The organism is Ligilactobacillus hohenheimensis (assembly GCF_947381805.1).
GTDB lineage: Bacteria > Bacillota > Bacilli > Lactobacillales > Lactobacillaceae > Ligilactobacillus > Ligilactobacillus hohenheimensis.
Genome location: NZ_CANCXC010000001.1, coordinates 177,493 through 204,282, shown reverse-complemented (window position 1 = coordinate 204,282; position 26,790 = coordinate 177,493). Strand labels below are relative to the sequence as shown.

At 47.8% G+C, this 26,790-nt stretch carries 27 protein-coding genes; 5 read left to right on the top strand and 22 right to left on the bottom strand.

Features of this window, described 5'->3' with window-relative positions; all coding sequences use genetic code 11:
• Positions 1–5: 5 nt before the first annotated feature.
• From ftsZ to QOR60_RS01015, 11 genes are all read right to left on the bottom strand, one after another.
• Positions 6–1,286: a cell division protein FtsZ gene (gene ftsZ / locus QOR60_RS01065; protein WP_283581509.1), complete on the bottom strand. Its 1,281-nt coding sequence runs from the start codon at positions 1,284–1,286 to the stop codon at positions 6–8.
• A 20-nt stretch (positions 1,287–1,306) separates the two neighbouring features.
• Positions 1,307–2,707: a cell division protein FtsA gene (gene ftsA / locus QOR60_RS01060; RefSeq protein WP_283581508.1), complete on the bottom strand. Its 1,401-nt coding sequence runs from the start codon at positions 2,705–2,707 to the stop codon at positions 1,307–1,309.
• Between the two features lie 129 nt (positions 2,708–2,836).
• A complete protein-coding gene (locus QOR60_RS01055; RefSeq protein ID WP_283581507.1) occupies positions 2,837–3,880 on the bottom strand; it encodes a cell division protein FtsQ/DivIB in 1,044 nt (347 codons plus the stop codon).
• An 11-nt stretch (positions 3,881–3,891) separates the two neighbouring features.
• The gene (murG, locus tag QOR60_RS01050; protein ID WP_283581506.1) at positions 3,892–4,998 is read right to left on the bottom strand and encodes an undecaprenyldiphospho-muramoylpentapeptide beta-N-acetylglucosaminyltransferase; all 1,107 of its coding nucleotides are present in this window, start codon (positions 4,996–4,998) and stop codon (positions 3,892–3,894) included.
• Positions 4,999–6,366 carry a UDP-N-acetylmuramoyl-L-alanine--D-glutamate ligase gene (murD, locus tag QOR60_RS01045; RefSeq protein ID WP_283581505.1) on the bottom strand — a complete coding sequence of 456 codons (1,368 nt, stop codon included), beginning with the start codon at positions 6,364–6,366 and terminating at the stop codon, positions 4,999–5,001.
• Positions 6,367–6,387: 21 nt separating this feature from the next.
• Positions 6,388–7,350 (bottom strand): phospho-N-acetylmuramoyl-pentapeptide-transferase, encoded by a 963-nt coding sequence (mraY, locus tag QOR60_RS01040; RefSeq protein ID WP_283581504.1) that lies wholly within the window; start codon positions 7,348–7,350, stop codon positions 6,388–6,390.
• A gap of 18 nt (positions 7,351–7,368) precedes the next feature.
• Positions 7,369–9,516, bottom strand: a complete 2,148-nt coding sequence (locus QOR60_RS01035; RefSeq protein WP_283581503.1) for a penicillin-binding transpeptidase domain-containing protein — start codon at positions 9,514–9,516, stop codon at positions 7,369–7,371.
• Positions 9,513–9,875, bottom strand: a complete 363-nt coding sequence (locus tag QOR60_RS01030) for a hypothetical protein (protein WP_283581502.1) — start codon at positions 9,873–9,875, stop codon at positions 9,513–9,515. Before QOR60_RS01030 ends, QOR60_RS01035 begins: the two co-directional genes overlap by 4 nt.
• Positions 9,876–9,896: 21 nt before the next feature.
• Positions 9,897–10,844 (bottom strand): 16S rRNA (cytosine(1402)-N(4))-methyltransferase RsmH, encoded by a 948-nt coding sequence (gene rsmH, locus QOR60_RS01025; RefSeq protein WP_283581501.1) that lies wholly within the window; start codon positions 10,842–10,844, stop codon positions 9,897–9,899.
• A 9-nt stretch (positions 10,845–10,853) separates the two neighbouring features.
• Positions 10,854–11,285: a division/cell wall cluster transcriptional repressor MraZ gene (gene mraZ, locus QOR60_RS01020; protein WP_283581500.1), complete on the bottom strand. Its 432-nt coding sequence runs from the start codon at positions 11,283–11,285 to the stop codon at positions 10,854–10,856.
• A gap of 260 nt (positions 11,286–11,545) precedes the next feature.
• Complete coding sequence (locus QOR60_RS01015) at positions 11,546–11,905, bottom strand: DUF3397 family protein (protein ID WP_283581499.1); 360 nt, start codon at positions 11,903–11,905, stop codon at positions 11,546–11,548.
• A gap of 138 nt (positions 11,906–12,043) precedes the next feature.
• On the opposite strand from QOR60_RS01015, the gene QOR60_RS01010 reads away from it, so the two are divergent.
• A complete protein-coding gene (locus QOR60_RS01010) occupies positions 12,044–12,169 on the top strand; it encodes a DUF4044 domain-containing protein (protein WP_283581498.1) in 126 nt (41 codons plus the stop codon).
• A 66-nt stretch (positions 12,170–12,235) separates the two neighbouring features.
• Here the strand turns inward: QOR60_RS01010 and QOR60_RS01005 are convergent, their stop codons facing one another.
• Genes QOR60_RS01005 through QOR60_RS00995 form a run of 3 tightly spaced genes read right to left on the bottom strand, consistent with a single transcriptional unit; the run spans position 12,236 to position 14,679 of the window.
• Complete coding sequence (locus QOR60_RS01005) at positions 12,236–13,060, bottom strand: MurR/RpiR family transcriptional regulator (protein ID WP_283581497.1); 825 nt, start codon at positions 13,058–13,060, stop codon at positions 12,236–12,238.
• Between the two features lie 42 nt (positions 13,061–13,102).
• The gene (locus tag QOR60_RS01000) at positions 13,103–13,795 is read right to left on the bottom strand and encodes an N-acetylmannosamine-6-phosphate 2-epimerase (protein ID WP_283581496.1); all 693 of its coding nucleotides are present in this window, start codon (positions 13,793–13,795) and stop codon (positions 13,103–13,105) included.
• Positions 13,792–14,679 (bottom strand): N-acetylneuraminate lyase, encoded by an 888-nt coding sequence (locus QOR60_RS00995; protein ID WP_283581495.1) that lies wholly within the window; start codon positions 14,677–14,679, stop codon positions 13,792–13,794. Before QOR60_RS00995 ends, QOR60_RS01000 begins: the two co-directional genes overlap by 4 nt.
• 165 nt (positions 14,680–14,844) lie before the next feature.
• Here QOR60_RS00995 and QOR60_RS00990 point away from each other — a divergent pair, with 165 nt between their 5' ends.
• The 4 genes from QOR60_RS00990 (at position 14,845) to QOR60_RS00975 (ending at position 19,487) form a co-directional block, all read left to right on the top strand.
• Positions 14,845–15,702, top strand: a complete 858-nt coding sequence (locus QOR60_RS00990) for an ROK family protein (RefSeq protein WP_283581494.1) — start codon at positions 14,845–14,847, stop codon at positions 15,700–15,702.
• Between the two features lie 374 nt (positions 15,703–16,076).
• Positions 16,077–16,796 carry a sugar phosphate isomerase/epimerase family protein gene (locus QOR60_RS00985; RefSeq protein WP_283581493.1) on the top strand — a complete coding sequence of 240 codons (720 nt, stop codon included), beginning with the start codon at positions 16,077–16,079 and terminating at the stop codon, positions 16,794–16,796.
• Positions 16,797–16,806: 10 nt separating this feature from the next.
• Positions 16,807–17,979: a cation:proton antiporter gene (locus QOR60_RS00980; RefSeq protein WP_283581492.1), complete on the top strand. Its 1,173-nt coding sequence runs from the start codon at positions 16,807–16,809 to the stop codon at positions 17,977–17,979.
• Between the two features lie 2 nt (positions 17,980–17,981).
• Entirely contained in the window at positions 17,982–19,487 is a 1,506-nt protein-coding gene (locus QOR60_RS00975) for a sodium:solute symporter (protein ID WP_283581491.1), read from the top strand.
• 71 nt (positions 19,488–19,558) lie between these two features.
• Here QOR60_RS00975 and cls read toward each other — a convergent pair whose 3' ends face one another.
• From cls to QOR60_RS00935, 8 genes are all read right to left on the bottom strand, one after another.
• Complete coding sequence (gene cls, locus QOR60_RS00970; RefSeq protein WP_283581490.1) at positions 19,559–21,010, bottom strand: cardiolipin synthase; 1,452 nt, start codon at positions 21,008–21,010, stop codon at positions 19,559–19,561.
• Positions 21,011–21,142: 132 nt separating this feature from the next.
• Positions 21,143–21,961: a septum site-determining protein MinD gene (minD, locus tag QOR60_RS00965; RefSeq protein WP_283581489.1), complete on the bottom strand. Its 819-nt coding sequence runs from the start codon at positions 21,959–21,961 to the stop codon at positions 21,143–21,145.
• On the bottom strand, positions 21,962–22,630 hold the full coding sequence (locus tag QOR60_RS00960; RefSeq protein WP_283581488.1) for a septum site-determining protein MinC: 669 nt from the start codon (positions 22,628–22,630) through the stop codon (positions 21,962–21,964). It abuts the gene before it with no gap.
• 15 nt (positions 22,631–22,645) lie between these two features.
• Positions 22,646–23,146 carry a rod shape-determining protein MreD gene (mreD, locus tag QOR60_RS00955; RefSeq protein ID WP_283581997.1) on the bottom strand — a complete coding sequence of 167 codons (501 nt, stop codon included), beginning with the start codon at positions 23,144–23,146 and terminating at the stop codon, positions 22,646–22,648.
• Between the two features lie 25 nt (positions 23,147–23,171).
• The gene (gene mreC / locus QOR60_RS00950) at positions 23,172–24,017 is read right to left on the bottom strand and encodes a rod shape-determining protein MreC (RefSeq protein WP_283581487.1); all 846 of its coding nucleotides are present in this window, start codon (positions 24,015–24,017) and stop codon (positions 23,172–23,174) included.
• 75 nt (positions 24,018–24,092) lie between these two features.
• Positions 24,093–25,097: a rod shape-determining protein gene (gene mreB / locus QOR60_RS00945; protein ID WP_283581996.1), complete on the bottom strand. Its 1,005-nt coding sequence runs from the start codon at positions 25,095–25,097 to the stop codon at positions 24,093–24,095.
• Positions 25,098–25,167: 70 nt separating this feature from the next.
• A complete protein-coding gene (locus QOR60_RS00940) occupies positions 25,168–25,401 on the bottom strand; it encodes a cold-shock protein (protein ID WP_283581486.1) in 234 nt (77 codons plus the stop codon).
• A gap of 32 nt (positions 25,402–25,433) precedes the next feature.
• Entirely contained in the window at positions 25,434–26,717 is a 1,284-nt protein-coding gene (locus QOR60_RS00935) for a bifunctional folylpolyglutamate synthase/dihydrofolate synthase (protein WP_283581485.1), read from the bottom strand.
• Positions 26,718–26,790 lie beyond the last annotated feature (73 nt).

The window sequence follows — 26,790 nt, the reverse complement described above, 5'->3', positions numbered from 1 at the left end:
TTCAATTACCGCTTCCGGTGACGGAAGAAAGGTGGCTTACTTAACTCGTCTTCTTCTTTTGCCTTAGCGTCAGCATTATTCTGCTGATCGTTGTAAACATTGAAGTCATCCTTTTGGATGTTCCGGAAGGCATTTTCCCGTTCATTTTGGAACGCCTGCCGGTTATTCCCGTTTTCCCGGTTTAAATTCCAGTTGTTAAACGGGTCGGACTGCTGGTTTGAACCCTGGTTCATTCCACCGTTTCCGTTCTGCCGTGGTTGGGAAATCCCCGGCTGCTGCATGCCGTTTCCGCGGTTTCCACGGTTATGCCGCCCAATCTTTTTCTTACCGTTAGCATCAATTCCGGTAGCAATTACCGTAACGATCACGGTATCCTCGTCAAGGTTCTCGTTAATTGACGTCCCGAAGATGATGTTAACGTCATCGTTAGCAGCCTGAGCAACAATATCGGAAGCCTGCTGTGCTTCGAACAGGCTCAAATCCGGACCACCGGTAATGTTTAACAACACCTGTTGAGCACCCTCAATTGAAACCTCAAGCAACGGTGAATGAATGGCTGCCTTAGTAGCTTCTTCCGTCCGGTTTTCACCGCTTGCAGTCCCGATTCCCATTAAGGCAGAACCCTGATCCTGCATAACCGTCTTAACATCAGCAAAGTCCAGGTTAACGTATCCTGGTGATGTAATCAGGTCAGAAATTCCCTGAACACCCTGCCGAAGAACATTATCAGCTTCCTGGAAAGCCTGAAGCATCGGTGTCTTCTTATCGACAATTTCAAGCAACCGGTTATTAGCAATAATTACCAGCGTGTCGACGTGCTCCTTCAGCTTTGCAATTCCGTCAGCGGCAAAGGTTGCCCGCTTGGGTCCTTCAAAACTAAATGGTCGGGTGACAACCCCCACAGTGAGGGCACCCTGTTCCTTAGCAACCTTGGCAACAACAGGAGCAGCCCCCGTTCCGGTTCCACCACCCATTCCGGCAGTAACAAAAATCATATCTGCGCCGTCAAGCTGTTGTGCAATTGCATCTTCGCTTTCTTCGGCAGCCTTCTCACCAACTTCTGGGTTTGAACCAGCTCCAAGTCCCTTCGTAAGCTTCGGCCCGATTTGAATCTTCGTCTCTGCCTTAGACTTCTTCAGTGCTTGAATATCCGTGTTAGCAACGATAAATTCAACACCCTTAACGTCATCTTCAATCATCCGGTTAACGGCGTTACCACCGGCGCCACCGACACCAATGACCTTAATCTTTGCGCCAACTTCGTTTGAATCCATTGAGAATTCCATCCCTTCATCCTCCATTTTCATTAGTCCATTGCCCGTTCAAAGAACTCAGATAATTTCTGCCACCACCGGTGGAACAGGGCGCCAATCTTTGAGGAGCCTTCTTCCCTCGGTTGCTTTGGCGTTGCCTCACGGACGGGTTTATCCTCCCGTTTCCGTGATTGGAACGGCCGAAACGACCGCGGACGCCGTTCATCAGCAGAAACATCACCTTCCGGTTCACCATCAAGGGGCTGTTCCTGGAAATTATCGCTTGCAAGGGCGTCCTTAACAATCCGGTCAACCCCCCGTTGCCGTGCGATATACTGGGTCAACCCCAGCACCCCGGTAAACTTCGGATCCCGCAGATTCATTTCCTGCGGAACGTAAACGCGCACGTTCACGTCTAAAACATCCTCCGCCAGTTCCTTAATTCCAGGTAATGCTGCCGTTCCTCCGGTTAAGACAACGCCTCCCGGAAGTGATAAAGCGTCAACCTGTTCCAACTCATCCCGAAGTTTTTCAAAGATTTGCTCTAACCGCGCCTCAATAATCTCAGCAAGATATTCCTCCGTAATTTGTTGCGGTTCTTGCTGACCGACAACCTGAACGGGGAAGACATCATCCTTAGAGGCCATTGTGGTGTCTGCATAACCATAATTTTGCTTAAGAAGCTCGGCGTTTTCAATCGAAGTATTTAATACGACCGAAATATCACGGGTAACAAAATCGCCACCTTCTTGATCGACGTATGTATACTTCAACTGATGGTCGTGAATGACAGCGGCTGTTGTTTGGCCACCGCCAATGTCAATCGTTACCGCACCAAAATCACGTTCGTCGTCAGTCAATGCAACATCCGCTACCGCTAACGGCATTACAACCGTTCCGTTAACTTCAAGGCCTGCTCGTTCAATGCACTTTTTAACGTTATGCACAATTGTCTTCGGACCAGTATACATAATACCGTCCATTTCCATCCGGACACCAAGCATCCCCCGCGGATCCTGAATTCCATCAAAGCCATCAACAATGAACTCCTCAGGAATAATATCAATGACTTCACGTTCAGGCGGTAAGTTTTGAACCAAGGCAGCCTGGGTTACACGCCACACATCATTCGAAGTGATTTCTTTTGACGCACTATCACCCGCTAAACTTACGGCAATGACGCCACGACAGCGTTCAATTTGAAGCATATTAGCGGGAATCCCAACCGTAACTTCTGAAATGGTCTTCCCGGAACGCTGCTCAGCTTCTTTAACCGCAGACTGAATAGCACCGACCACCTGATCAATGTCTACAATCACACCACGACTAAGTCCAGCAGATGGAGCATTACCGTAACCGATAATATTAATTTGATTGTTGATATATTCTGCAATTATCACCTTGACGGTTGACGTTCCGATATCAAGGCCTGCAAAAATTCCAGAATCATCCATCAAATTGCCCTCCTATCTTTATAATATCTTGCTAATTAAATGTAAAAACGGACGCTATATCCGGTCTTAAACTTGCATAATTTTAGTATACACAAATCAAGGACGCAAAACCATAGTTCCGCTAGAGTTTTACTTGTTTTTATCACTAAAAGGGTACGAATATGCGCCGACCTCAAAATCAACGACGCCCTTCGCCTTCATTTTAGCGGCAATTGCCGGATAATACTTCATTTTAGTAGCGAAAGTATCAACCCGGGCAATAACTTCATTCCCACTATTCATGTATAAGTGAACCCGTTGCGGATCAACCCTGTTTGGTTGTGCATGAATTTCTGAAATTGCTTGCCGCACCTTTACGGGCAGCCGGTTTACCTGGGCCGCCATTGCACGCAATTCACGTGGCTTAAAACCATAAAAGATGGGATAATTCCCGTTAATTCGCCGAATCTTCGTCAAACCAACGGCACCGCTCGCCAACACCTTATAGTATTGCCCACCTTTTCGCTGATAACCAACAATCGGGTATTCCTGTACCCGCAAAACAACCTGACGACCAACAAGCCGCACCGTTACCCGGCGCACAGAATTAACTTCCCGCTTAATCCGGCGATCACCCGCAAACATTCGCGGATAAACCGTTATCAATGATTGGTGCGGCCGCAGTTGGCTGGCCTGGACAACCGCTTGCCCCGTTGCATTATCAGTCCCCGTTACCCGAACCGAAGATATTCGGCTGACTGGAAGGATGCTGATAACCGTAACCACTACGGCAACCGCAAAACAAAGCACCAGCACCAGTGCCCGCCGCCGGACCCGCGACAACCGATGCGGTTCCTTTGGGGACTTCTGTGTCGTAGTTATCGGTAACTGCTCCTCCGCTTCTTTTACTGGCGCTTGTTCAATGGGCTGGAGTGGTTGTTGGGCTACTGGAGGCTCCTTTTTTGTGGGAGTATCATGCTGCGATTGCAGCTTTAGAAGGCGCTTTGTTTTCGCTTTTGCCTTTAACCACTCCAACGATCCTTTTTCACGCTTTTTTACGGACGGTGATGTTTTATGGGAGGCATCCGGGCCCCCTTCCTTAACTTGATGTTTTTCTGCCCGTTTCTTCCGTCGTTCCGCGCGTTCCCAGGGCGTCAATTCTTCCCGGTGTGGGCGGTGAAAAATGTTTGCCATGCTCATCCCCCCTACTTCTGTGCCGTGGTAATTAGCTCACGAAGGATTGCATACACGCGATCAGCAGCATCCGGCATTCCTGCCTGCCGCGCCCTCACAGTCATCTCCTGCCGTTTTGCCCCGTCAGCCATTAATTTGTTAGCACAAGCAAAGAGTTTTTTGCCGGTTAAACCCTCTTCAGGTAAAAGTTCTGCTGCACCACGGTTAACCAAACTCTTAGCATTTTTGGTTTGGTGGTCATTCGTAACGTACGGACTCGGAATTAAAATTGACGGGATTCCAATCGCCGTAATTTCAGCTAGGCTTGTTGCCCCGGCCCTGCCGACAATGCAGGCAACCTCCGGTAAAATAGCGGGCATATCCGGAATGTATGGTTTCACCACTACGTTACTCGGAACCTTATTTCCAATCCGTTCCATTACCATGTCGTAATGCACTTTCCCCGTCGCAAAAAGGACCTGATATTCCGGGTGCTGACCAAACAACGGTAACGCGTCCGCCACGGCTTCGTTCATATGAAGGGCCCCCCGTGATCCTCCAAAAATTAACAACGTTGGTTTGTCCGCAGTCAACCCATATTCGGTTGCTAAACGTCCGGTCGGGTGCATCTGACTCACCTGTTGTGCGCGTGGATTTCCCGTTAAAACAACCTTCTTCTGGGGAAAAGCTGATGCAGCATCAGGGAAGCAAATTCCAACCTTGTCAACAAAGTGCCCTAAAAACTTATTAGTAACTCCCGCAACACTGTTTTGCTCATGAATCATCGTCGGGATATGTAATCGGCTCGCAGCAAATACCACCGCACTGCAGACGTAACCCCCAGTTCCAACAACAACATCCGGTGCAAATTCCCGAATAATCTTCTTTGCCGTCTGGATACTCCGCAAAAAGAGCGCGACGGTCTTGACGTTTTCGAACGAAAGCGCCCGCTTAAATCCCTGAATTTTAATTGATTTAAAAGCAATCCCAGCATCCCGGACAATCTGGCTCTCAAGCCCCTTTTCGGTCCCAACATAAAGAATTTCCGAATCAGGTTCATGCTGTTTAACCGTTTCAATCAAGGCTAACGCAGGGTAAATATGTCCCCCTGTGCCACCGCCAGAAATAATTAACCGCACTTAGATCACCTCGTTCTTTAATTGCTCAATTGCCTCGATGTACTTATCACCACGAACTTCAAAGGTTGGCCACTGATCCCAACTTGCACACGCTGGTGATAGTAAGATGGTGCTTCCCGGTTGACTATGCTCGTATGCAACCGGAACAGCCGCCACTGCATCCTTAACGTGAATAATTTGTGGAACGTGCGCCTGTTTCCCAGCAACGGCAATCAAATCAGCTGTTTCACCAAAGACAATTAACGTATCAACCTTATTATGCATGGCGGGCGCTAACCGTTCAAACGTGAACCCACGGTCTAATCCCCCTGCAAGTAAAACAACGTGGTCCTTAAAACCGACTAAGGCTTTCAACGTCGCCTCAATATTCGTCGCCTTCGAATCATTATAAAAGACCCGCCCATTAATCGTTGTAACGTACTGCGTCCTGTGCCGAACGCCACTAAACGTAGTTAAAACGTGCTTAATAACAGAATTATCAACGTTCATTAACTTGGCAACAGCGATTGCAGCGAGCGCATTTTCAACGTTGTGACTTCCGGGAACCTTAATGTCGTCTGCCGCCATCACCCGCTCGCCGCGGAAGTATAGCTCTCCATCCTGTTCGTATGCGCCCGTTTGAATTCGGTTTTCCCTGGAAAACGGAACAACCTGTGCCTTAGTATGTGTACTAATCTCCTGCCACTCGGAATCATCCCAGTTGATTACAAGGTAGTCATCCAGCGTTTGGTTCATCATGATCCTCATTTTAGCCCGCACGTAGTTTTCTCTAGAACCATGGTAGTCTGTATGTGCCGTATAAATATTTGTAATTACCGCAATGTGCGGGTGGAGCTGTTGAATCCCCATTAACTGGAAGCTTGATAGTTCAGTTACTAAGTAGTCATTATTCGTTGCCTGCGGTGCCACCTGCGTGACCGGAACGCCAATGTTTCCAACGGCATAGGCGTGACCCGCCAGCGATTCGTCAAGCATTTTTGTAATTAACGTTGTTGTTGTCGTTTTCCCGTTTGTTCCCGTAACGCTAACAAACGGTGCCTCTGACACAACGTATCCTAGTTCCGGCTCAGTAATCACCGGAATAGCCTGCTTGACCGCAGCAGCAACAAGCGGATTATCGTAAGGAATTCCTGGGTTTTTAACCACTAAATTCGTCTCATCGAGGAGGGAAAGGGGATGACTCCCGGTCACCACAGTGGCGCCCGCCTTTTCTAACGCAGTGACCTCTTTTAGATCCTTCGGCGTTTGCCGGTCGTTCACCGTCACGTGCGCGCCGAGACGTAGCAGAAGCTTGGCCGCACTCACCCCACTCTTTCCCAATCCAAGCACCAAAACGTTTTTATCCCGATAATCGCTAACCTTTTTCATTGCTGCTACTTCCTTTATAAATTACCAAATAATAACAACTAGCGTAATTGCCCCAATAACCGCACCGACAAGCCAAAAGACCGTATCGATTTTCCATTCATTCCACCCGTCCATTTCAAACTGATGATGAATCGGCGTCATCTTAAATAGCCGCTTCCCGGTCCGGTGGTAATAGGTCACCTGAATAATGACGGTTGCCGTTTCAATAACAAAGATAATTCCGATAAATAGTAATGAAAACGGATGTTGTAAGAGGAACGCAACTGCCGCAAGCGCCCCTCCTAGTGCCAACGAGCCCATATCACCCATGAAAATTTTTGCTGGGTTATGGTTGAAAATAAGGAAGCCGACTAATGCTCCAACAACCGCAACGCAGAAAAGCATAATGCCAAACTGGTCCTGGTGGTAGGCAAGAATTGCGTACAGTGCAAAGGCAATCGCTGCCTGACCAGCAACCAGCCCGTCAATCCCGTCAGTCAGGTTGACTGCATTGGAGAACCCAACCAGCCAGAAAACAATAAACAGGATGTATAGGATTCCTAGCTGAATTTGCTGGCCAAAAATAGTAATACTTAACGGAAAGCCCGCATGCCAGTATCCGAAGGCAAAGAGAAATGCAAGAATCACTTGAAGTAACGCTTTCTGCCATGCCCACAGTCCCCGATTCTTTTTTTCAAAAAGCTTAATGGCATCATCCCAAAAACCGATAAAGCCATACAAAAGAAGCGTCCCGGCAAGCATTACTGCAGCCCCCGTTAGTTGATGAAAAATTAACGGTACAATTATTCCGGTGATGAAAATCGCAAAGTTAAAAATCAATCCCCCCATTGTGGGCGTTCCTGATTTCTTTGCGTGCCATTCCAATCCTTCTTCCCACGTAACCTGACCAAGCTTCCGTTTGCGATCGTAACGAATTAAAACAGGAACAAAGGCTACGGTTAAAAGTAAACTCACAACAAAAGATGTTATTGTCTGTAAAATCATCTAATTACCTCTTTAAAACTACCGTAATTCAACGGTTAACGATTCATTTTTGTTTAAAGTAGATCCCTTTGCAATACTCTGTTTTGTAACAAAGCCACTACCTTTACACTGAACATCAATTCCAACAAGGTTAGCAAACTTCACAACATCATTTCGTGACCAGCCACTGACATCAGGCATTTTCATTTTCCCGTTCGTTATTAAAAACACCTTCGTCCCACTCGTTGCACTCTTTCCGGCGTCACTCTGCCGAATAACCTTTGAACCAGAACCAATTTGAATAGGATGAAATCCTTTTTGATTTAATACTTGGATGGCATCGTTTACTTTCCAGTTCTTCACGCTTGGAACTTTATTTGTACTGTCGTCAACACTCTTAATTGTCGTACGCTGGGTGCTATTTAAAAGTTTCTTCATAAAGTGAGTATATATATCTGCAATCGTTAAATCACCAGCATTTTTCTTTAATGCCTGTGGTTGTTTAACAACAATATATACTAAAAAGCGGGGATGATTAACTGGCGCAATCCCAGCTACATCAAAAATGTAATCACCAGGTCCTCCGCTTATATACCCACGACCATCTGGGCTAGCAATTTGTGCCTGACCATCTTTAATCCCAGTATCAAAGCCATTTATTTTAAATGGTTTACCAATCGCTTTAGGGTTAACAATATACTGTTGCATCCAGTATCGTACCTGAGATGCTGTCTTTGAAGTTATCGGCTTTCCAACAACTTTAGTTTTCGTTTTATATACTGTTTTCCCAGTGTTAGGATCAACTATTTTCCTAATAAATCGTGGTTGAACCATTTTCCCGTTATTAGCAATTGCCGTATAGACTTGAACCATTTGCATGGAAGTAACATCTATTCCTTGCCCAAAAGCCGTATCTGCCTGCTCAATTGGTAGCTTAAATGAAATGCTCCCAGACCGTTCGATTCCCAATCCGGAATTGGTGCTCTTTAAAAATCCAAACCGTTTAATATACTTAAGCCAAACATTAGGGCCCATTTGTTGCTCCATGTGAGCCATACCAACATTTGACGATTTCAAATATGCTTCATAGTAGGGAATTGAACCCCATCCGTTCTGATCCCAATCGGTTACCAAGCTACCACCAACATCAAATTTACCCGACTGGTAATATGCATTCGGTTGGAAATGTCCACTATTGATAGAAGCAGCCAGTAACATCGTTTTCATCGTTGAACCTGGTTCATATGCTTCTTCAGTTAGTGCGTTACGCCAGATTTGGTCCAATCCAACTTTTGTTTGAGCATTAAACGTAGGACGTTGTGCTGCAGCTAGCACCTCTCCAGTGTGTGGGTTAACTAATATCCCCGCCATTTCTGCCGGCCTGTATCGCTTTTGTGCATACGTCAGCGTCTCCTCTAGGTAATTTTCATACTTAGGGTTCAACGTCGTATAAATATCATCACCATTAACCGGTTTCCGGTACTTCATCCGTGAGCTCGGAAGCTTAATTCCCAGCCGGTCGGCAGCATATTTGCGTACCCCGTTATGACCTGCAAGGTACTTGTTATACTGTTTTTCAATCCCCATCACACCGGATAAATTACCGTTCTTCTGCTGGGCAATTCCAATAATATGGGACGCAAACACACCGTTAGGATACATCCGGGCCTGAGCGGGAGTGAATTTAACCCCGCTTAAATGATATGATTGGATTTTCTTCTTCGTGGCAAGGGAAATATTCTTCCCGGCATTTCCAAATTCAACCTGATAAAGACCACTGTCCTTAGGATTTAAAATCCGGTAAACCTTTTCCGGCTTCATTCCCAGATTTTTTCCCAGAATCCGGGCCGCCCTGCGTTTCTGGTTTTGCGGAAGATACTGCTTTTTCCCGTAGGCCTGCGCCTTCTTAGAAAGCACAACGTAGACCGTATACGTCGTTGCGTTCTCCGCAATCGGCTGCCCCGTTGAATCGTAAATATTTCCACGCTTTGCCTTAATATCAATCGCATTAGAATACATCTCACGTACCCGGGCAGAGAGGTTTTGTCCGTCCGCATGATGGGTAATTCCTACATAAAAAAAGCGACCGATAAAAAGCGCAAAGAGAAGGATTACCGCCCAGAAAAGCACTTGACCGTAAAGCTTATTTGGTTTCTTTTTTACCGATTGCTTTTGATACTTATTCATTTGATTACATTCCTTACGTTCTTTTTATTCATTGTGAGGCCGTTTTGTTTAGCAACCCCCATCAAGTGTGTTCGACTCCCCAACGTGCCAATTTCTTCTTTAAGGTTAGCATTCCGGGTCTGAACCTTCGTTACTTGATCAGTGGTGGTTTGGTAATTAAACTCGGCATGCGTTTGGTTAATGTTTGTCGCCACGACCCCAAGCGTAAGTAAGAACATCCATGCTCCCGCGAGTGCAAAATTGATTTTTTCATGTCTTTGCAACGGTGTTGGCCGTCGGAACGTAATCTGATGTTGATTCGTTACCATCCGTTCCGTATTCTGCGGAGTTACTTTCCGTGCCGTGTTTGTTCGTGCCATTCTTGTCATCCTCACTTTAAATCATTTAATTCGTTCAATTACACGTAACTTAGCTGAATGTGCCCGCCGGTTAGCTGTCACTTCGTCTTCTGACGGAGTAATCGGCTTCCGCACAACTAACCGGTAATGGGGTTTATTTTTCTCCGGAATAACCGGTAATCCTGCAGGTAAATCCGGGACCGTCGTTCGTTCCCGAAACATTCGCTTCACGAGGCGATCTTCCAACGACTGAAAGGTAATCACGCTAATCCGCCCGCCTGGCGCTAGTAAATCAAGCGCCTGCGTCAGTGACTCTTCCAATGCCCCTAGCTCGTCATTGACAGCAATTCGGATTGCCTGAAACGTCCGCTTAGCGGGATGTCCCCCAGTTCGCCGGGCCTTTGCCGGAATTGCTTGCTTAATTAGTTCAACAAGCTGGCCCGTCCTTTCAATTGGGGTTTCTTCCCGTGCCCGTTCAATGTGGCGGGCAATTGACTTCGCGTACTTTTCCTCACCATACCGGAAGAAAATTCTTACCAAATCAGCATACGACCACTCGTTAACAATTGTTCGTGCCGTTAACTGCTGGTGCTGATCCATTCGCATGTCTAACGGCGCATCGTTCCGGTAACTAAACCCCCGGGCAGCGTCATCAAATTGTGGTGATGAAACTCCCAAATCATATAAAACACCATCAACCGCTGTGATTCCCCGCACTTCTAACTGTTTCTGGAGGTTGCGAAAGTTATCCTGAATAAGCGTTAACCTTCCAGTGGCAATCTCCTCCCCATACTGCTCCTCGTTAAAGGTAATTGCAGTCTGATCCTGATCAAACGCAACCACCTTCCCGGTAGCGTCCAACCGGCGTAATAGCTCGCCGGTATGCCCCCCGCCACCAAGCGTACAGTCAACGTACAGTCCTGCTGGTCGTACGTTGAGATAGTCAACCGCTTGACGTTTCAAAACAGTAATGTGGTTAAAGGCGCTCATGAAAGTCTCCTAAAAATCAATGTCCATCATATCTTCGGCAATCTCATCAAAATTCTCTTCAACATCATCTGAGAATTCGTTCCACCGTTCTTCTGACCAAATTTCAAACCGGTTAGAAACGCCGACTACCACGCACTTCTTATCAAGTGCAGCGTGCGTCCGCAACGCCTTAGGGATATTAATTCGTCCCTGTTTGTCAAACTCACACTCCGTGGCTGCCGAATAGAAGAACCGAACAAATGCCCGGGCATTCTTCTTCGTTAATGGAAGCTGACGTAACTTTTTCTCAAGGTTATTCCACTCGGTTAGCGGATACCCAAATAAGCAGCCGTCCATGCCCCGGGTAATTACAAATTCCGGACCCAGTTCGTCCCGAAATTTTGCCGGAATAATTAACCGTCCCTTTGTGTCAACGGTATGCCGGTATTCACCCATGAACATTAGACTTCACCACCCTTCATCACGCCAGTTTTAATGATACTACCACCCTCCCCCACTTTCAACCACACAGTTACCTTAATCCCCCACTTCATTTTTTTAACAAACATGTCCTGGAGCATTAAAACCGTTTTTCCCCTCCCACACTAATAAAGAAACTTTTACAAGGTGTATTTATCCCGAAAAGCGGCGATTTTAAATACAAAAAAGGGGCCACAACCCTTGTTGCAGCCTCTTCCTCAGACTTAAACTATCATTCCTATTTAAATCCACTTGCCAACCAGTACAACCAGTAGACCAACATAGGTGACCACCATCAACAAATCCAGTAGCCGCCAGATGCGGATAAAGAACGTTGTTATTCGAAATGGCTTATTCTTTATAAAAATAACCACTGCCATTAATAACCCCACTACCGCAATAATTGTTGCAATGAATGGGAGTACTGAAATCATGAAAACTTGAACGGATAAAAAGTGTGCTCCGATTAACAACAACACGCATTCCACGTCAAGCATGTGCAGCCGGGCCGGCCAAAAACGGGGGAATAAGCGGCGAATAAACTTCATTATTAGCCATAAGATTACCATTACCGTAATTTGTCCATACCAGTGTGTAATCATGAAATATCCTCCGTTTCGCGTGACCTATTCTTCACTATTATAATGCTCCCCCCTTAGAATGCAACGCTTCCCGCCGTTGACACTTTTATCATTCCCCGGTAAACTACCACGTGAAGTTTAAAATAGGGAATGGTTAGAATGGCACGAGAAAAAAAGAAAAAGTCAACATTTCAGAAAATCACGATGTTTGTTGTCTGGGTGATGTTGATTTTTACCGTTGGTGCTGTGATTATTGGTTCGGTTGGTGCCTTAATCGGGTACTAAAACCTGAAAAAGAGAGGTTGGGATATAAAAATTCCAACCTCTCTTTTCTCACGGTGGCTCCAGGCACTATTTACTTAATTTTCGGTTAGTAATCATCCGTACAGTCTGATCAAACTGCTCGCGGTACTTTTCTTCCATCAGCAGCCGCGTTGAAATGATGTCCATTACGTACATAATCGCCAGCTGCGAATTGATAAAGCGGGTATTATCGATAAATGTGCTGGACTGAACGTGAATCGCTGCATCTGCAAGCTGTGCTAACGGACTTTTCTTAAACGCGGTAATAGCATACACGGGTGTCGTGTTCGCTTGAGCAAGGGTACACGCCGTATTAACGTCGTCAGTACTTCCCGATGAACTGATTGCAATGATGATATCCTTAGCAGTCGTAATTTGACTGTTAATATACATCATATGGCTATCGTGCATTCCAAACGCCGCAATTCCCATCCGGATTAGTCGCTGAACAAATTCCTCTGCCGTGTAGCCTGAACTACCAAGGCCGTAAACGTATATCCGCCGCGCCTTCTTAATCCGTTCAACGACCTGGGTAACCACCTCTTCATCCAGCTTCTGGTACGTATCCTGCATCACCCGTTGATAAAAACGAAAAACCTGGGTTCCGACAGATTCATCCGGGCTAATCGGTTGAGAAGCCCCCTGATTAAGGGTTTCCCGTAATAACGTCATCCGAAACGCCTGGTAATCGGCACATCCCATCCGGTGGACAAACCGCGTCACCGTGGCAATGCTTACCTTTGCTTCATGTGCTAGTGCGGTGATTCCCATTTCCTGAATATCATTCGGTTTCCTAACCACAACCAATGCAACCGCTCTTTCCTGAGTGGGAAGCTGCGGATAATCTTCTTCAATTCTTTGTAATAACCCCAAGTGCCTTTTCTCCAATTCACAAATAATGACTTTACTATACCATTATCCGTCAATGGCATTAATAAACCGGGAAGCAATCTCTAACGGCCGGGTAATCGCGCCGCCAACAACAACTGCGTGTGCGCCCAGGTCCAAAACGCGCCGTGCTTTAGCAGGAGTATCCACCTTCCCCTCAGCAATTACCGGGACAGTCGCAGTGGCCAGTACTTCTTTTAAGTATGCAAAGTCGTCATCGGCAATGTTCATTCCATTGGTCGTCGGGGTATAGCCGTGCATCGTCGTCCCGATAATGTCGAATCCAAGCTCACTTGCCCGGACAACATCGTCTAAGTCCCCCGTATCTGCCATTAACAGTGTCGTTGGGTACTCCTCCCTAAACCGCGGAATAATGTTAGCCAGATCTTCTCCGTTCGGCCGGGATTGCCCGGTTACCTGACACGCAACAACCGCAACCCCGGTTGCTGCTACCTGCCGCATTTCCCGCAAAGTCGGCGTAATATACACGGGGCTATCAACGTAATCCCGTTTAATGATACCGATCACCGGCAAACTCGTCTCGTCCTGAATCGCTTGAATGTCCACGACCGAATTAGCCCGAATTCCCGCAGCACCTGCCTGGGTTGCCGCGCGGGCCATCCGTGCCATGATAAACGAGCTAAAAAGCGGTTCATCCGGAAGAGCCTGACACGAAACAATTAACTTCCCCTTCACGCGCTTTAAAAAATCGTTTTTCATTTTTCTTCACCACTATTCTGGAAGAACCGGGTGTAAATTTCATGAGCACCCGCCTTCATCTGTGGCGTTGGCGCACTCATCGGTTGCTTACAAATTCCAGCATCTACACCCAATTCCTTAAATAGTAATTTAATGGTCGGATAAAGATCGTTATCAAGAATTGCTGCAATCAAGTCATTACTTTCCCGCTGTAATACTAAGGCTTGCTCGTTATCACCTGCTTCAAAGGCAGCAATCTCCCGCTTAGCACGGGGAGCATTAACGTTAAACGTTGAACCAATTGCCCCATCAACGCCAACCGATAACGCCGGCAACAGCATTTCGTCAAATCCCGAAAGAAGAAGCTTGTCAGGGAATCGTTCCCTTACCCGCTCTAACAGGTAGAAATCAGGATTCGTGTACTTAATTCCCACAATTTTCGGGTTTTCAAAGAGTTCCGCAAACTGGTCAAGTGACAACGAAACTCCCGTTAAGGCCGGAATGGAGTACACAACCAATTTGTTATCAACGTCCGCCAAAATTTCGTTATAGTAATTTTTAATCTGCTCAAACGTAAAGTTGTAATAGAACGGCGTTACTGCAGAAATCATCGGGTAGCCCAATGCAGTAACGTAGCGCGCCAATTCCTTCGCTTCGGTAATGTTTAATGAACCCACCTGCGCAATCAGGTCAATGGCCCCATTTGCTTCCTCATAAACCGCCTTAAAAATTGCCTTCTTTTCGTCCATGTTTAGCATGAACGTTTCGCCCGTACTTCCGCCAACGTAAAGCCCATCAATATGGTTAACGTCGATGTTGTACCGAACCATTGCCCGAACACCATCTAAGTTAACACTGCCATCTTCGTTAAAAGCTGTCATTAACGCTGAATATAACTTCTTCATTTCATCCACTCCTTTATTTGACAACGCTTTCTGAATACACACCCACAGTACGCTATGATAATTTTTTTTGCAAGCATTATTCACGATAATTTTTTTCTTAGACCTATCGCTTTTATTCGCCACGTCCGCTATAATGAAATCGCTATCATTATGGAGGTGGAAACTATGAAGCACTATCTTAGCATTGATATTGGGGGGACAACAATTAAATACGCCCTCTTCGATCCCGAACTCACAACCGTTGCAAGTGGTAAATTTCCAACTAACCATAACGAAAATGACCACATTCTAACGACCGTGAGTCAAATCAGCCAACAATTTCACGACCAGGTTTCGCTCGCCGGAATCGGCATCAGCACTGCCGGGATCGTTGCTGCGGATGGATCCATTCAATATGCCGGCCCCACAATCCCCGGATACACCGGCACCCCGTTAAAACAAACGTTAACTGCGATTACCGGCGGTCCGGTTAGTGTCGCCAACGACGTAGTTGCCGCACTCAGGGGGGAAGCGCTCGCCGGAGCAGCCCGCAATTATCAGGATATCTACTATGTTGCTCTCGGCACCGGAATTGGTGGGGCTCACCTGCGGAACCAAACATTAATCACCGGCGCCCACGGTCTAGCAAATTCATTGGGTTACACCCTAACCGGAAACGCACCGACCAACTACGAAACAACCGCGGCTACCCTTGCCCTAGAACACCAGCTTGCCCCCCTCGGAATTAATGTAATTACTGCGTTCAACCAGGCAAAGGAAGAGCCAAATAGTCCAACTGCAACAGTCATTCATGAGTGGGCAGCAGCGGTTGCACAGGGGCTTGCTAACATCATCTACCTAATCGATCCCGAAGTAATTATTATCGGCGGCGCTGTAGCCCAGCAGGGAGCATTTCTCGAAAATCTTCTGACCGACGCACTCACCGCAATAATTCCGCCAACCCTAAATAAAACCCACCTGGCAATTAGTTCGTTAGCCAACAAAGCCCAACTAATCGGTGCAATTGCCCCCCTTCTTAATTAAGCAAAGGACCTCGGCTAACCACTTCAAAATAATCTAGGGAATTACCCGAATAACAACAAACTAACCGTGATGGCAGCAGCAACTTCCCACCACGGTTATTTATTTGGGGTTAAGGAGCGACACCTTCCACGCAGTACCGTAATTTCCTTCACATCAGTTGATAAATATTCCGGCATTGTTAAAACAAGCTTTCCCCCTATTTTGTGCCTCCTTAATTTCAGTTCTTCTCATTCCCTAGAACATACGTACATTGACCGCTTCGATAATTATTTTCGTCAAACGGAATTGCAATAAGTATTTTTGTTTGCTACATTATCAGTGTAGTTGAAAGCGTTTACTTTAGGTCTATTTCTCATGAAAGGATGCTGATGCTTATGAAAGTCGGGTTAAACACCGCCGTGTGTGCTTCCAAAATTGAAGCGGGATCTTCGCAGCTTGAATGTCTGAAAACATGGCAGGAATTCCCCGTTACCGCAGTTGAGGTTCGGGGTGAATACTTTAATCCAGCAACGTTTACCGCTGAGATGACAGCCATTCAGCAACTCGCACAAACGATGCACTGGCAATTATTCATCTCAATCCCTGCAGAACTATTTCCGGCTCAGGGAGTCAACTCCCACCTCCAAGAAGTGCTTACCATGGCCACGAAGTACGGAATCACCGGGGTAAAATACAGTCTCGGCACTCCTACTTCATCAGCGTTAGCGGCGATTAAGCCGGTACTCGCAGAGTTTCCGACCGTAAAGGTGACGGTCGAAAACCAACCAACAGCAGCCGGACAGTTAACCGCTGTTCAGCACGCACTTCAAACAATTAAAGAAGAGCGGGTCCCCTTAGGATTTACGTTTGATGCGGGCAACTGGTACTGGGTTGGTGAAGACCCCGTCAAAGCCTTTGATACCCTTGCCTCATCAATTACGGTGTTTCACCTAAAGGATATTCACAACCGGGAAACGCAAATGTTGGGGATGGGCGATTGCAACTGGCAACCACTGATTCAAAAGCTTTCCACTACTGTTCCTGTATTTTTAGAATACGCAATTGCTCCTAAGGATGTTAAAGCTGAAATTACCAAGGTCACTCTTCTTTCCTAGGTGATTATGAATGTCATACCTGATTCAATTATTTTTAATTTTATTACTCACTAAGATTGGCGCCCACATTGCACAGGCACTTAACCAACCAAGCGTCATCGGTGAACTTCTGGTCGGGGTTCTTGCCGGCCCTGCCGTCCTTCACATCCTTGCCCCGACGACTTTTACTCACTACTTATCAAACTTGGGGGTAATCGTTCTTATGTTCATTGCCGGACTTGAAGGCGATTTTCCCCTGTTAATGAAGTATTGGCGTCCCGCACTGACAATTGCCATCCTCGGGGTAATTTTCCCAACCGGCGCGGCAACGTTATTAGCAGCGTGGGGGTTCGGGTATTCATGGCGGACAGCCCTTTTTATTGGCCTGGTCCTGAGTGCAACTTCCGTTAGCATTACCGTGGCCGTCCTGCAGGAAATGGGGCAACTCAATTCCCGGGCTGGTGCGATGATTCTTGGTGCCGCAGTTGCCGACGATATCATCTGCGTGATTCTATTGGGGCTGTGCATTAGTCTCACTGGCGGTGGCCATACAACGAGTTTCTGGGCCATCGTTCAACTAATTGCCCCGAAGCTCCTGTTTTTCGCCGTTGCGTTTGTTCTGGCAAAGTGGGCGGTACCTCCGTTTATCAGCTTTTTTACCCGGCTAAATGCCAGCGAAAATGATACGGCCATGGCGCTAATCCTTTGCTTCGGCTTTGCTGCACTGGCGGTTTCAATGGGCATGAGTGACGTTTTGGGCGCCTACGTCGCGGGGCTTGCACTGTCAGAAACACCAATTTGTGATCAGCTGGTCGGTAAAATCGAACCCATCGGCTACGGGGTCTTCATTCCAGTTTTCTTTGTTGGAATTGGACTAAACATTAGTTTTCATGGGCTAGCACACGACTGGTTCTTTATTCTGGCACTGATTATCATCGCCATCCTTGGTAAACAAATTGGCTGTGGGCTGGGCGCCCGTTTCTTTGGCCTTCCCTGGCAAGAAGCAAGCGTTGTTGGGGCGGGAATGGTTTCCCGGGGCGAGATGGCGCTTGTCGTAGCAAACGTTGCCCTGCAAGCCCACGTTGTTAACACGAACCATTACACTGCACTAATTCTAGTTACGGTCATCACGACCCTAATCGCACCGCTACTTTTGAAAGCGCTTATCGAACATCAACAACATCAATTTAACGAGGTGAACTAACCATGACAAAAACCGGCTTTGGAGCCCTTAACTGGGTTGTTCTTATCGCCTACCTGCTTGGAATGCTTGGCGTCGGGGCCTACTTTACGAGAAAGGCCAGCAAAAACACCGACTCCTTCTTCACGGCTGAAGGAAAAATTCCGGCATGGGCGGCAGGGTTTAGTATTTACGCAACGACCCTTAGTGCCATTACCTTTATGTCAACCCCAGAAAAGTCGTTCTTAACGGACTGGGGCTATGCCGTCGGAAACATCGCAATTATTGTGCTGATTCCGATTCTTACCCGCTACTACGTTCCGTTTTTCCGGAAGCTAAAGGTTACCACGGCGTACGAATACCTTGAAAAACGGTTTAGTCCGGCAATGCGGGTCCTAGGAAGTCTCCTTTTCATGCTCTACCACATTGGGCGGGTTGCAATCGTAATTTATCTTCCAATCATTGCCATTACCGCCGTTTCTAATATTGATCCAATTCTGATTGCCCTCTTCGTTGGTGGTCTATGTATCGTTTACACGTTCCTTGGCGGAATCGAAGGAGTGATCTGGAGCGATGTTATCCAGGGAATTATTCTTCTGGGGGGCGCCATTCTGGTCAGCATCATGGGCGCTCACTACATTCATGGTGGCTGGGCAACCATCGCAAGCGACGCGGTTCAACACGGCAAACTCTTCTCTCACATGGACTGGCAAATTTCTGACCTTTCGAAGTTCATTCCGCTGATTTTTGCGGGGCAGTTCTTCAACAGCCTCTACCAGTACACCGGAAGTCAGGATGTCGTGCAACGGTACCAGACAACCTCTTCGCTGAAGGAAGCGAACAAGTCACTATGGACTAACGGGTTACTGGCATTCATTACCATTCCAATTTTCTACGGGATGGGAACGGTGCTGTACAGTTTCTACCACCACGTTGCGGTTCTTCCGCACGGCTTTAACACGAGTGCTCTGGTCCCGTACTTTATCGTTAAGGAACTGCCGGCAGGAATCGCTGGCTTAGTGATTGCCGCAATCTTCGCGGCAGCGCAGTCAACCATTGCGTCCAGCCTAAACGCAATTTCCTCGTGTGCCATTGTCGACTTTAAGCAACGGTTCTTTGCGGACAAACTTAAAAACGTTAAGGACGTTACCCTCGCCCGGTGGATCATCTGCATTGCGGGATTATTCAGTCTCGCAATCGCAATTTACCTCCTTGCGGGAAACACATCCGGAACGTGGGACCTCTTCTTAGCGGTTACCGGCCTCTTCGGGGTTCCGATTGCCGGAATCTTTGCCGCGGGGATCTTTACTACCAAGGCGAATAGTTTTAGCGCAATTCTTGGGCTGGTTATTTCTGCAGCCCTTACCTACTACGTTCAGTCCTTGATGGTCTCACCGTTCATCGTTAGTTGCGTATCGTTTATTGTCGCATTCCTGGTTTGCTACCTGGTTGGCTGGATTACCCCGAAGTTCAGCAAGAACATCCGGGGATTAACCGCCAAAACAATTGACGACGACTACGAGGAAGAATAGCCTAACTTCTTTATTACCAAGACACCGTTCTCAGACAAATTCGTCCAAGAACGGTGTCTTTTCTTATGCTCTTAAAGGATGGGTGATAATAACCGCGAGAAATACTGTTTAAACTTAAGCCATGCGGACTGCTTAGCAAAGTCCTCCGCCGTCAGCCGGGTACACTCGGCAAGGTCATCCTCAAACGTTGCCGCCAGTTCTGTCGCCAATTCCCGGTCATAACAGAACGCGTTGCATTCAAAGTTAAGCTTAAAGCTCCGAAAATCAACGTTAGCTGACCCAACCGAACAAATCTCGCCGTCGCTAACAAACGTTTTAGCATGTAAAAAACCATTATTGTACTGGTAAACTTCAACGCCATTTTCGATTAACGCCCGGGCGTAGTACTGGGTAGCCCGGTAAACAAACGCATGATCCGGCATACACGGAATCATAATCCGCACCCGCACACCCGAAGCGGCCGAAACGCACAGGGCTTCAAAGACGGAATCATCCGGAATCAGATAAGGCGTTTGAATGTTAATGTAGTGATCCGAACTGTTAATTAACTTTAAGTATCCGAGCTTAATTGCTTCCGTGTCGCTGTCCGGCCCCGAAGAAACAACCTGAATATTCGTTGCTCCGTGCCCGTAATGAACCGGAAAGTAGTGGTCCGCGTAGTCAACCTGGGCGGCCGTCCCCTTCGTTGTTGCGTTCCAATCCATTAAAAAGCGGGTTTGCATCGCAAGAACCGCAGTTCCTTCAATTCGCATATGGGTGTCCCGCCAATTGCCAAACCGCGGACTTTTCCCGAGATACTGATCACCAATATTAAACCCACCGATGTAACCAACCTTACCGTCAATGATGGCAAGCTTCCGGTGCTCCCGGTAATTTAGCCGGGGACTATGAATTGGTGCACGTTTTGATCCTAAGAACGGCTCGGCCCGACCACCGTGCCGTTCAAACTCCTTAAAGAAGGAATGCCGCTGCCCCCGCGAACCCATGCTATCATAAATTACCCGGACCTCTACTCCCCGGTCAAGGGCAGTAATGAGGGCGTCACGAACGCGGGTACCGATTTCATCACTGAAAAACGTATAGTACTCCAAATGAATGTGATCCTGTGCCCGTGCAATATCGGCCAACAACGCATCAAACTTCGCAGCCCCATCCGTGTAAAGACGAACCGCGTTGTCATGGGACATCACTGCCTGGTCAACGTCAAGAAGCAGTCGGGATAGCTGGCGGGAATCATTATTCGACAGGGCTGCTGGTAACAGCCGCCCCGCTTGCCATTCGTCCTTTTGCGCTGTAACCAGCTTGTCAGTCCCCAGTCGCTCCTGCATTTTCAAATTGAAGATCCGCTCACGCGAAATCTTCTTTCCCGCAAAGAGGTAAATGATAAACCCAAGCCCGGGTAAAAGCAACAACACAAGCAACCACGCCCACGTCGCCGCAATGTCCCGTTTTTCGCGGAAAACCGTAATGACAGCCGCGATGATATTTAGAAAAAGAATTGCAATGATAACTTGCCAGATCACTAATTCGCGCTCCTAACTTCTCACAGTATGACTGTCCTAATTTTACCATACGAATTATGCCATAAAAAAACGACGTCTAGTACGTTAACCCTACTAAACCCCGTCTTACCACACACGATACTCACTTACCAATTATCCGCGCTTAAACCACGCCCGTAATTTGCTAAAGAAGCTACCATGCTGCTTTCCCGGCTTTTTTCCGTTAATCTTCATCAGGGGAACCGTCTCCCCCTCTAGCCGCCGGGCAACGTTCCGGTATCCCTGACCAGCCTGATTTTCTTCGTCAAGAACAACCGGCTCACCCTTATTGGTTGCCGCAATGACACCATCGTCTTCAGCAATCACCCCTACCAACTTAATTGCCAGGTGGTGGGTAATTTCGTCGACATCCATGACTTCACCGTGGTCCATCATATCAGGCCGCACCCGGTTAATTACCAGCATTGGCTCCGTTTCAAGATCCTGCTGTTCTAATAAACCAACTACCCGATCAGCATCCCGAACCGATGAGTTTTCCGGGGTTGTAACGACAATCGCCTGGTCAGCACTTGAAACCGCGTTAATAAACCCCTGTTCAATTCCGGCTGGGCAATCCAGCAGGACATAATCAAAGTCCTTCTTTAGTTGGGTCACAATCTCCTTCGTTTGTTCGGGTTCCAATGCAGACTTGTCCGTGTTTTGGGCCGCTGCCAACACGTACAGCTGATCATCAAACCGCTTATCCTTAATCAGGGCCTGGTGGAGCTTGGCACGTTTCTCAGCAACGTCAACGATATTATAAATAATCCGATTCTCTAGTCCCATCACAACGTCGAGGTTCCGGAGACCAATATCAAGGTCAACGAGACATACCCGCTTCCCTTTTAAGGCGAGAGCCGTCCCGACGTTTGCGGTCGTCGTTGTTTTCCCAACGCCGCCCTTCCCCGAGGTTACAACGATTGTCGTTCCCATTTAAAACACTTCCTTTTCCGCAAAGAACTTTGGCTGCTTCTTTAAAAATTCAGTTAACGGTGTAAACTTAACCGTCTCATCTTCGGCAAAAGCAACGGTGGTTGGAGCGCTTAACTGCGTCTCGTCCTCATCAGCAATAATTGCAACGGCCGTTCCAATCCGTACCTGTTGCACCCTACTTAGATTACCAACAATAACCGCATCCGGTTGCTTGGTTCCGGCACAAATGATTCCTTCAAGTGCGCCCAGTGCGTAAATATTTCCCTCAGCACGAAGGGTGCCACCGTCATGAACCGTTCCCATGAATAACACGTCACCAGTCAACTGTTTGTCCTGCCCGCTCCGTACGATGCTCGTATCAACTCGCGTTTGAACATCCGCAACGGCCTTCGCCGCAGCTGTTCGCAAAACAACCGTTGATTTAAACTCCGCGACCGATAACAACGGATACGGTTCAAACAGCTTCTTAAGCTCATCCTCCTGCGGCGTTGTCAACTGCCGCATCCCAGTCTGAACAATCACGGCCATGTCCTTATCCTTATACTGTTTGTCCTCATGCACCTTCGCTAAAAGATCCGCGAGCTCCTTTTTTATCTGGGCAAAACCCGCCGTATCATGAATTACCAGTTCAAACCGGTCCTTATATCCCTTTAAACTAACTGCTTTCATAATTTCTCCGTTCATTTACGAATACCGCCGCAAAAACCGATCAAGCGGATAATACAATACAACAAACGCCGCTAAATTAAACGCCAGCGTTGGACCCAGCGTCTGCGCAACCATTGCGACTAACGAGCCGTTTGTCATCCAAAACGAATAAATTCCGTACGACAACACCGTCATCACGGTAACATCAATCAAATAGATCATAATCGTCACCAAAAACGATGGCGCAAAGTACTGGGCAATCCAGCGGGTGAAAATCACCATGACGGGGAGAATCAATACGTACACACCGATGATTCCCGTATAGAACATATCAAAAAACAACCCCGCAACTGCCGCCCAAAGCCCAATGTGCTTCACCTTATCACCGCAGGTACAAATCGTCATTACAAGCCACAGCAAAACAAGCCGACTTTCCACCGAAATTGTGGTTGAAAAGAACTGAGCCGAAAAAAGGTGGCTCAAGGAACCGTCCAATATTAATGCCAAAAATAACCCGATTGGGAAAAAATACCTCATCTTTGCGATTCGCATGCTTCTTCACCTACCGCTTAATAACAGTTACAACGCTGAGGTTTGTCATGTCTGCCGCCGGCTGAATGTAGATCTTAGCGGGCATCCCGTAATCTGAATTTTCAACCCGCACAACCTTTCCGACAAGGAGCCCCTTTGGCGTAATGCCGCCAAGGCCCGAGGTCGTCACCTGCGTTCCCACCTTAACGGCATCCTTATTAGTAACCTGCCCCATAATTAACTGGTTTGTTGTACTGTTGTATCCGGTAATCAGCCCGTTGACGGTTGTCCCCTTCTTGTTCTGCACTTCTACCGGGAACCGGTCAACGGCATCGTCCTTCGTCGATAAAAGCTCAACCTTACTGTTATTCTGGTTAACTTCAATAATCCGGCCGATTAATCCCCGTTGCGACATTACCGCCTGATTTTTCTTAATTCCGGCCCGAGAACCCTTATTAATGACAATGATATTCTGCCAACTTGACGGGGCCCGCGTTACCACAGCGGCCGTAATTTTATCGTACGCCGTTAAACTGTGGTTGAGGGATAATTCTTGCTGTAACTGTTTATTTTGCTGCCGGAGTGCCCGGTTTTCAGCCCGCCGCTCCCCTAGCTCCGTTACCTGCTTTTTTAATTGTTCGTTTTGCTGGTACGTATTTTCCAACGCCGCCACCGAATTTCCGATTGTCTTTACCCCGTTTAGGGGAACCGCAACAACACTATCAACAACGGCCGCCGCATCATTTCCAAACTGCTGAATAATGGGCGGGGTCTGGCGGTTATTCCGCACATTAATTGAAAACGCAATTAACAAGAAACTCCCAATAATTGCAACTAACGCCACAACCAGTTTCTTATTTAGCCCAAACTTCCGCATGAATTATCCTCCTACCTGACTACCATTCAAAAAGTTAGAGGCTGGCACAAACCACCCTCTAACTTTCCCACAAGACTACTTCTTTACTGCACCAAATCCTTTAAGGGCCTCACCGGTGCCAACCGCAACGCAGTCAAGCGGGTCTGGCGCAACGAAGACGGGAACCTTCGTTGCCTCTGCAATTACCTCGTCTAGGTTGTGCAACAACGCACCCCCACCGGTCAACACAATTCCCCGGTCAATTACGTCCGCCGAGATCTCCGGCGGTGTTTCTTCCAGAATATCCTTAATTGATGCGATAATCGCCGTTACAACCGGCTGAATGGCCTGCGCAACCGCACTTGCCGGGATATCGACCGTTCGTGGCAACCCACTTTCGAGGTCCCGCCCCCGAACAGGCTGATCATCTAGTTCATCGGCTTTTTCTATTGAGGCCGACGCGGCATCGAACTTCAACCTTTCGGCCGTCCGCATCCCGATCAACAGCTGAAAATGATCCTGTACATAGTTCGCAATTGCTTCATTTAGCTTATCACCAGCCATCCGAATCGACCGGCTGGACACGATTCCCCCTAGCGAAATCGTTGCGATATCAGTCGTTCCCCCACCAATATCGACTACCATACTTCCAGTGGGGTCATTAACTGGAAGATCCGCCCCAATCGCCGCGGCAAAGGGTTCTTCAATTACGCTTGCATCCCGGGCACCAGCAACCTTGGCAGCATCAACTACCGCCCGTTTTTCAACTTCGGTTGCCCCACTCGGAACACAGATCATAATATTCGGCCGGCCAGCGAGCCGCCCGCCAACGGCCTTTTCAATGTAATATTTCACCATCGCAACCGTTGTATCGTAGTCAGCAATCACCCCGTCCTTCATCGGCCGGGTTGCAACGATGCTTTCAGGCGTCCGCCCAATCATATCGCGCGCATCAGAACCAACCGCAATAATTTCCCCGGTCCGGGTATTCTTGGCAACAACTGAGGGTTCACGTAAAACAATCCCCTTGCCTTCAACGTACACAATGGTGTTCGCCGTCCCCAAATCAATTCCAATGTTCTTCGTCCCGAATCCAAACACGCTCTTCATCCCTTTACCTACTCCAGCTAGTAAAAACCGTTATTCGTACCGCAATTATACCACATTCGTTCTAACAATCGTTATCAGATTTAAGGTGACTTTGACCAATTACCCGAACGTTGACCGCTTGAAACCCGCGTTGTCCTTCGACCTCCTGAAAGGTCACCCGTTGGCCAACCGTCAAGCTCCGTAATCCCCGCTCCTTGATTGCGGTAAAATGGACAAAAACATCGTCGTTTCCCCCGTCCGGAGTGATAAAACCGTACCCCTTCTCGTCATTAAAAAAATGAACCGTTCCCGTCATTTCGTTCCTCCATCATTTAGTAACCGCCAACTTCATTTTTCAAAAAAAGGACGCACCGCTGCAACAAAGTACAACGAACCGGCAAAAAGGATCACGTCATCCGCCGCCGCGCTTTGAACAACTTTCATAAACGCATTCCGCCAATCCGCGACGTACTCAACGCCTAACTCCTGCGCAAATTCCTCCCCAACTAGTGGTCGTGGCGGCTGCTCAAAGCCAGTCAGTGTCACCCGCACGTTCTTAATTTGACTTAATTGCCGGACCATCGTTGCTGCATCCTTGTCAGCAAGCACCGCCATAATAACATTGATCTCCCGGCCACGATACCGCTGCTTTAACGTGTCCCCTAAGCCTGCAATTGCCGCGGGGTTATGGGCCCCGTCTAAGAGAACAAGCGGTTCGTCCACCACCCGCTCTAACCGTCCCGGCCACCGCACGTTCGCTAATGCGTGGGCGATTTCTCCCGGTTGCGTGGTAATCTGCGCTTGCTTGCAACATACTTCAAACAGGCGGAGGGCCACCGCCGTATTAATTACTTGGTATTGCCCCTTTAATGCCGTTGTTACCGTTAATGCTGGCCAGTTTTCATCGTGATACGTTAGCCGTTCTCCGGTTGACGTTTGGCGATGGTCCGTCACGGAGAAATCCTCATCATACACTGCAAGCGGTGCCTGCTGCTGGTTTGCTTGTTGCCGAATCACTGTGCGGGCCTCGTCAGGAACCTGCCCCACAACAACCGGACAGTGGGGTTTAATAATGCCGGCTTTTTGGGTGGCAATTGCCTCAATGGAATTGCCTAAAAGCTTCATGTGATCGTATGCAACCGTCACGATTGCACTCGCAACCGGGTGCGCCAGCACGTTCGTTGAATCGTACGTTCCGCCAATGCCCACTTCACAGATAACAAAGTCCACCGGATGTGTCGCAAAGAAGCAAAACATCATTGCGGTAACAACCTCAAACTCGGTTGGGCCTTCACCTGCCGCGTCCATTTGCCTAATGATTGGTTCCACCTTCGTTGCCAGGCTAACAACCTCGTCGTCCGAAATCATCTGCCCGTTAACCGCAATCCGCTCATTAAACTTAACAATGTATGGTGACGTAAACGTCCCCACAGTTAACCCCTGGCCGACTAAAAGATCCCGGAGCATGGCAACGACCGAACCCTTTCCGTTTGTTCCCGTAACATGCACAAACTGCCCGTGTTCTTGCGGATTTCCCAACAGTGCCAGGAAACGCCGCATTCGCCTTAACGTTGGTTTCTTCTTTAACCGCGGCCGGCCATGAATTAACGCCAGCGCTTCATCGTAATTCATCCTTCTTCCCCCGTTAAAAAGGAGGAACTGGTCACCCAGTTCCTCCTACATGGTGTCCGGTTTAAGTTTACAC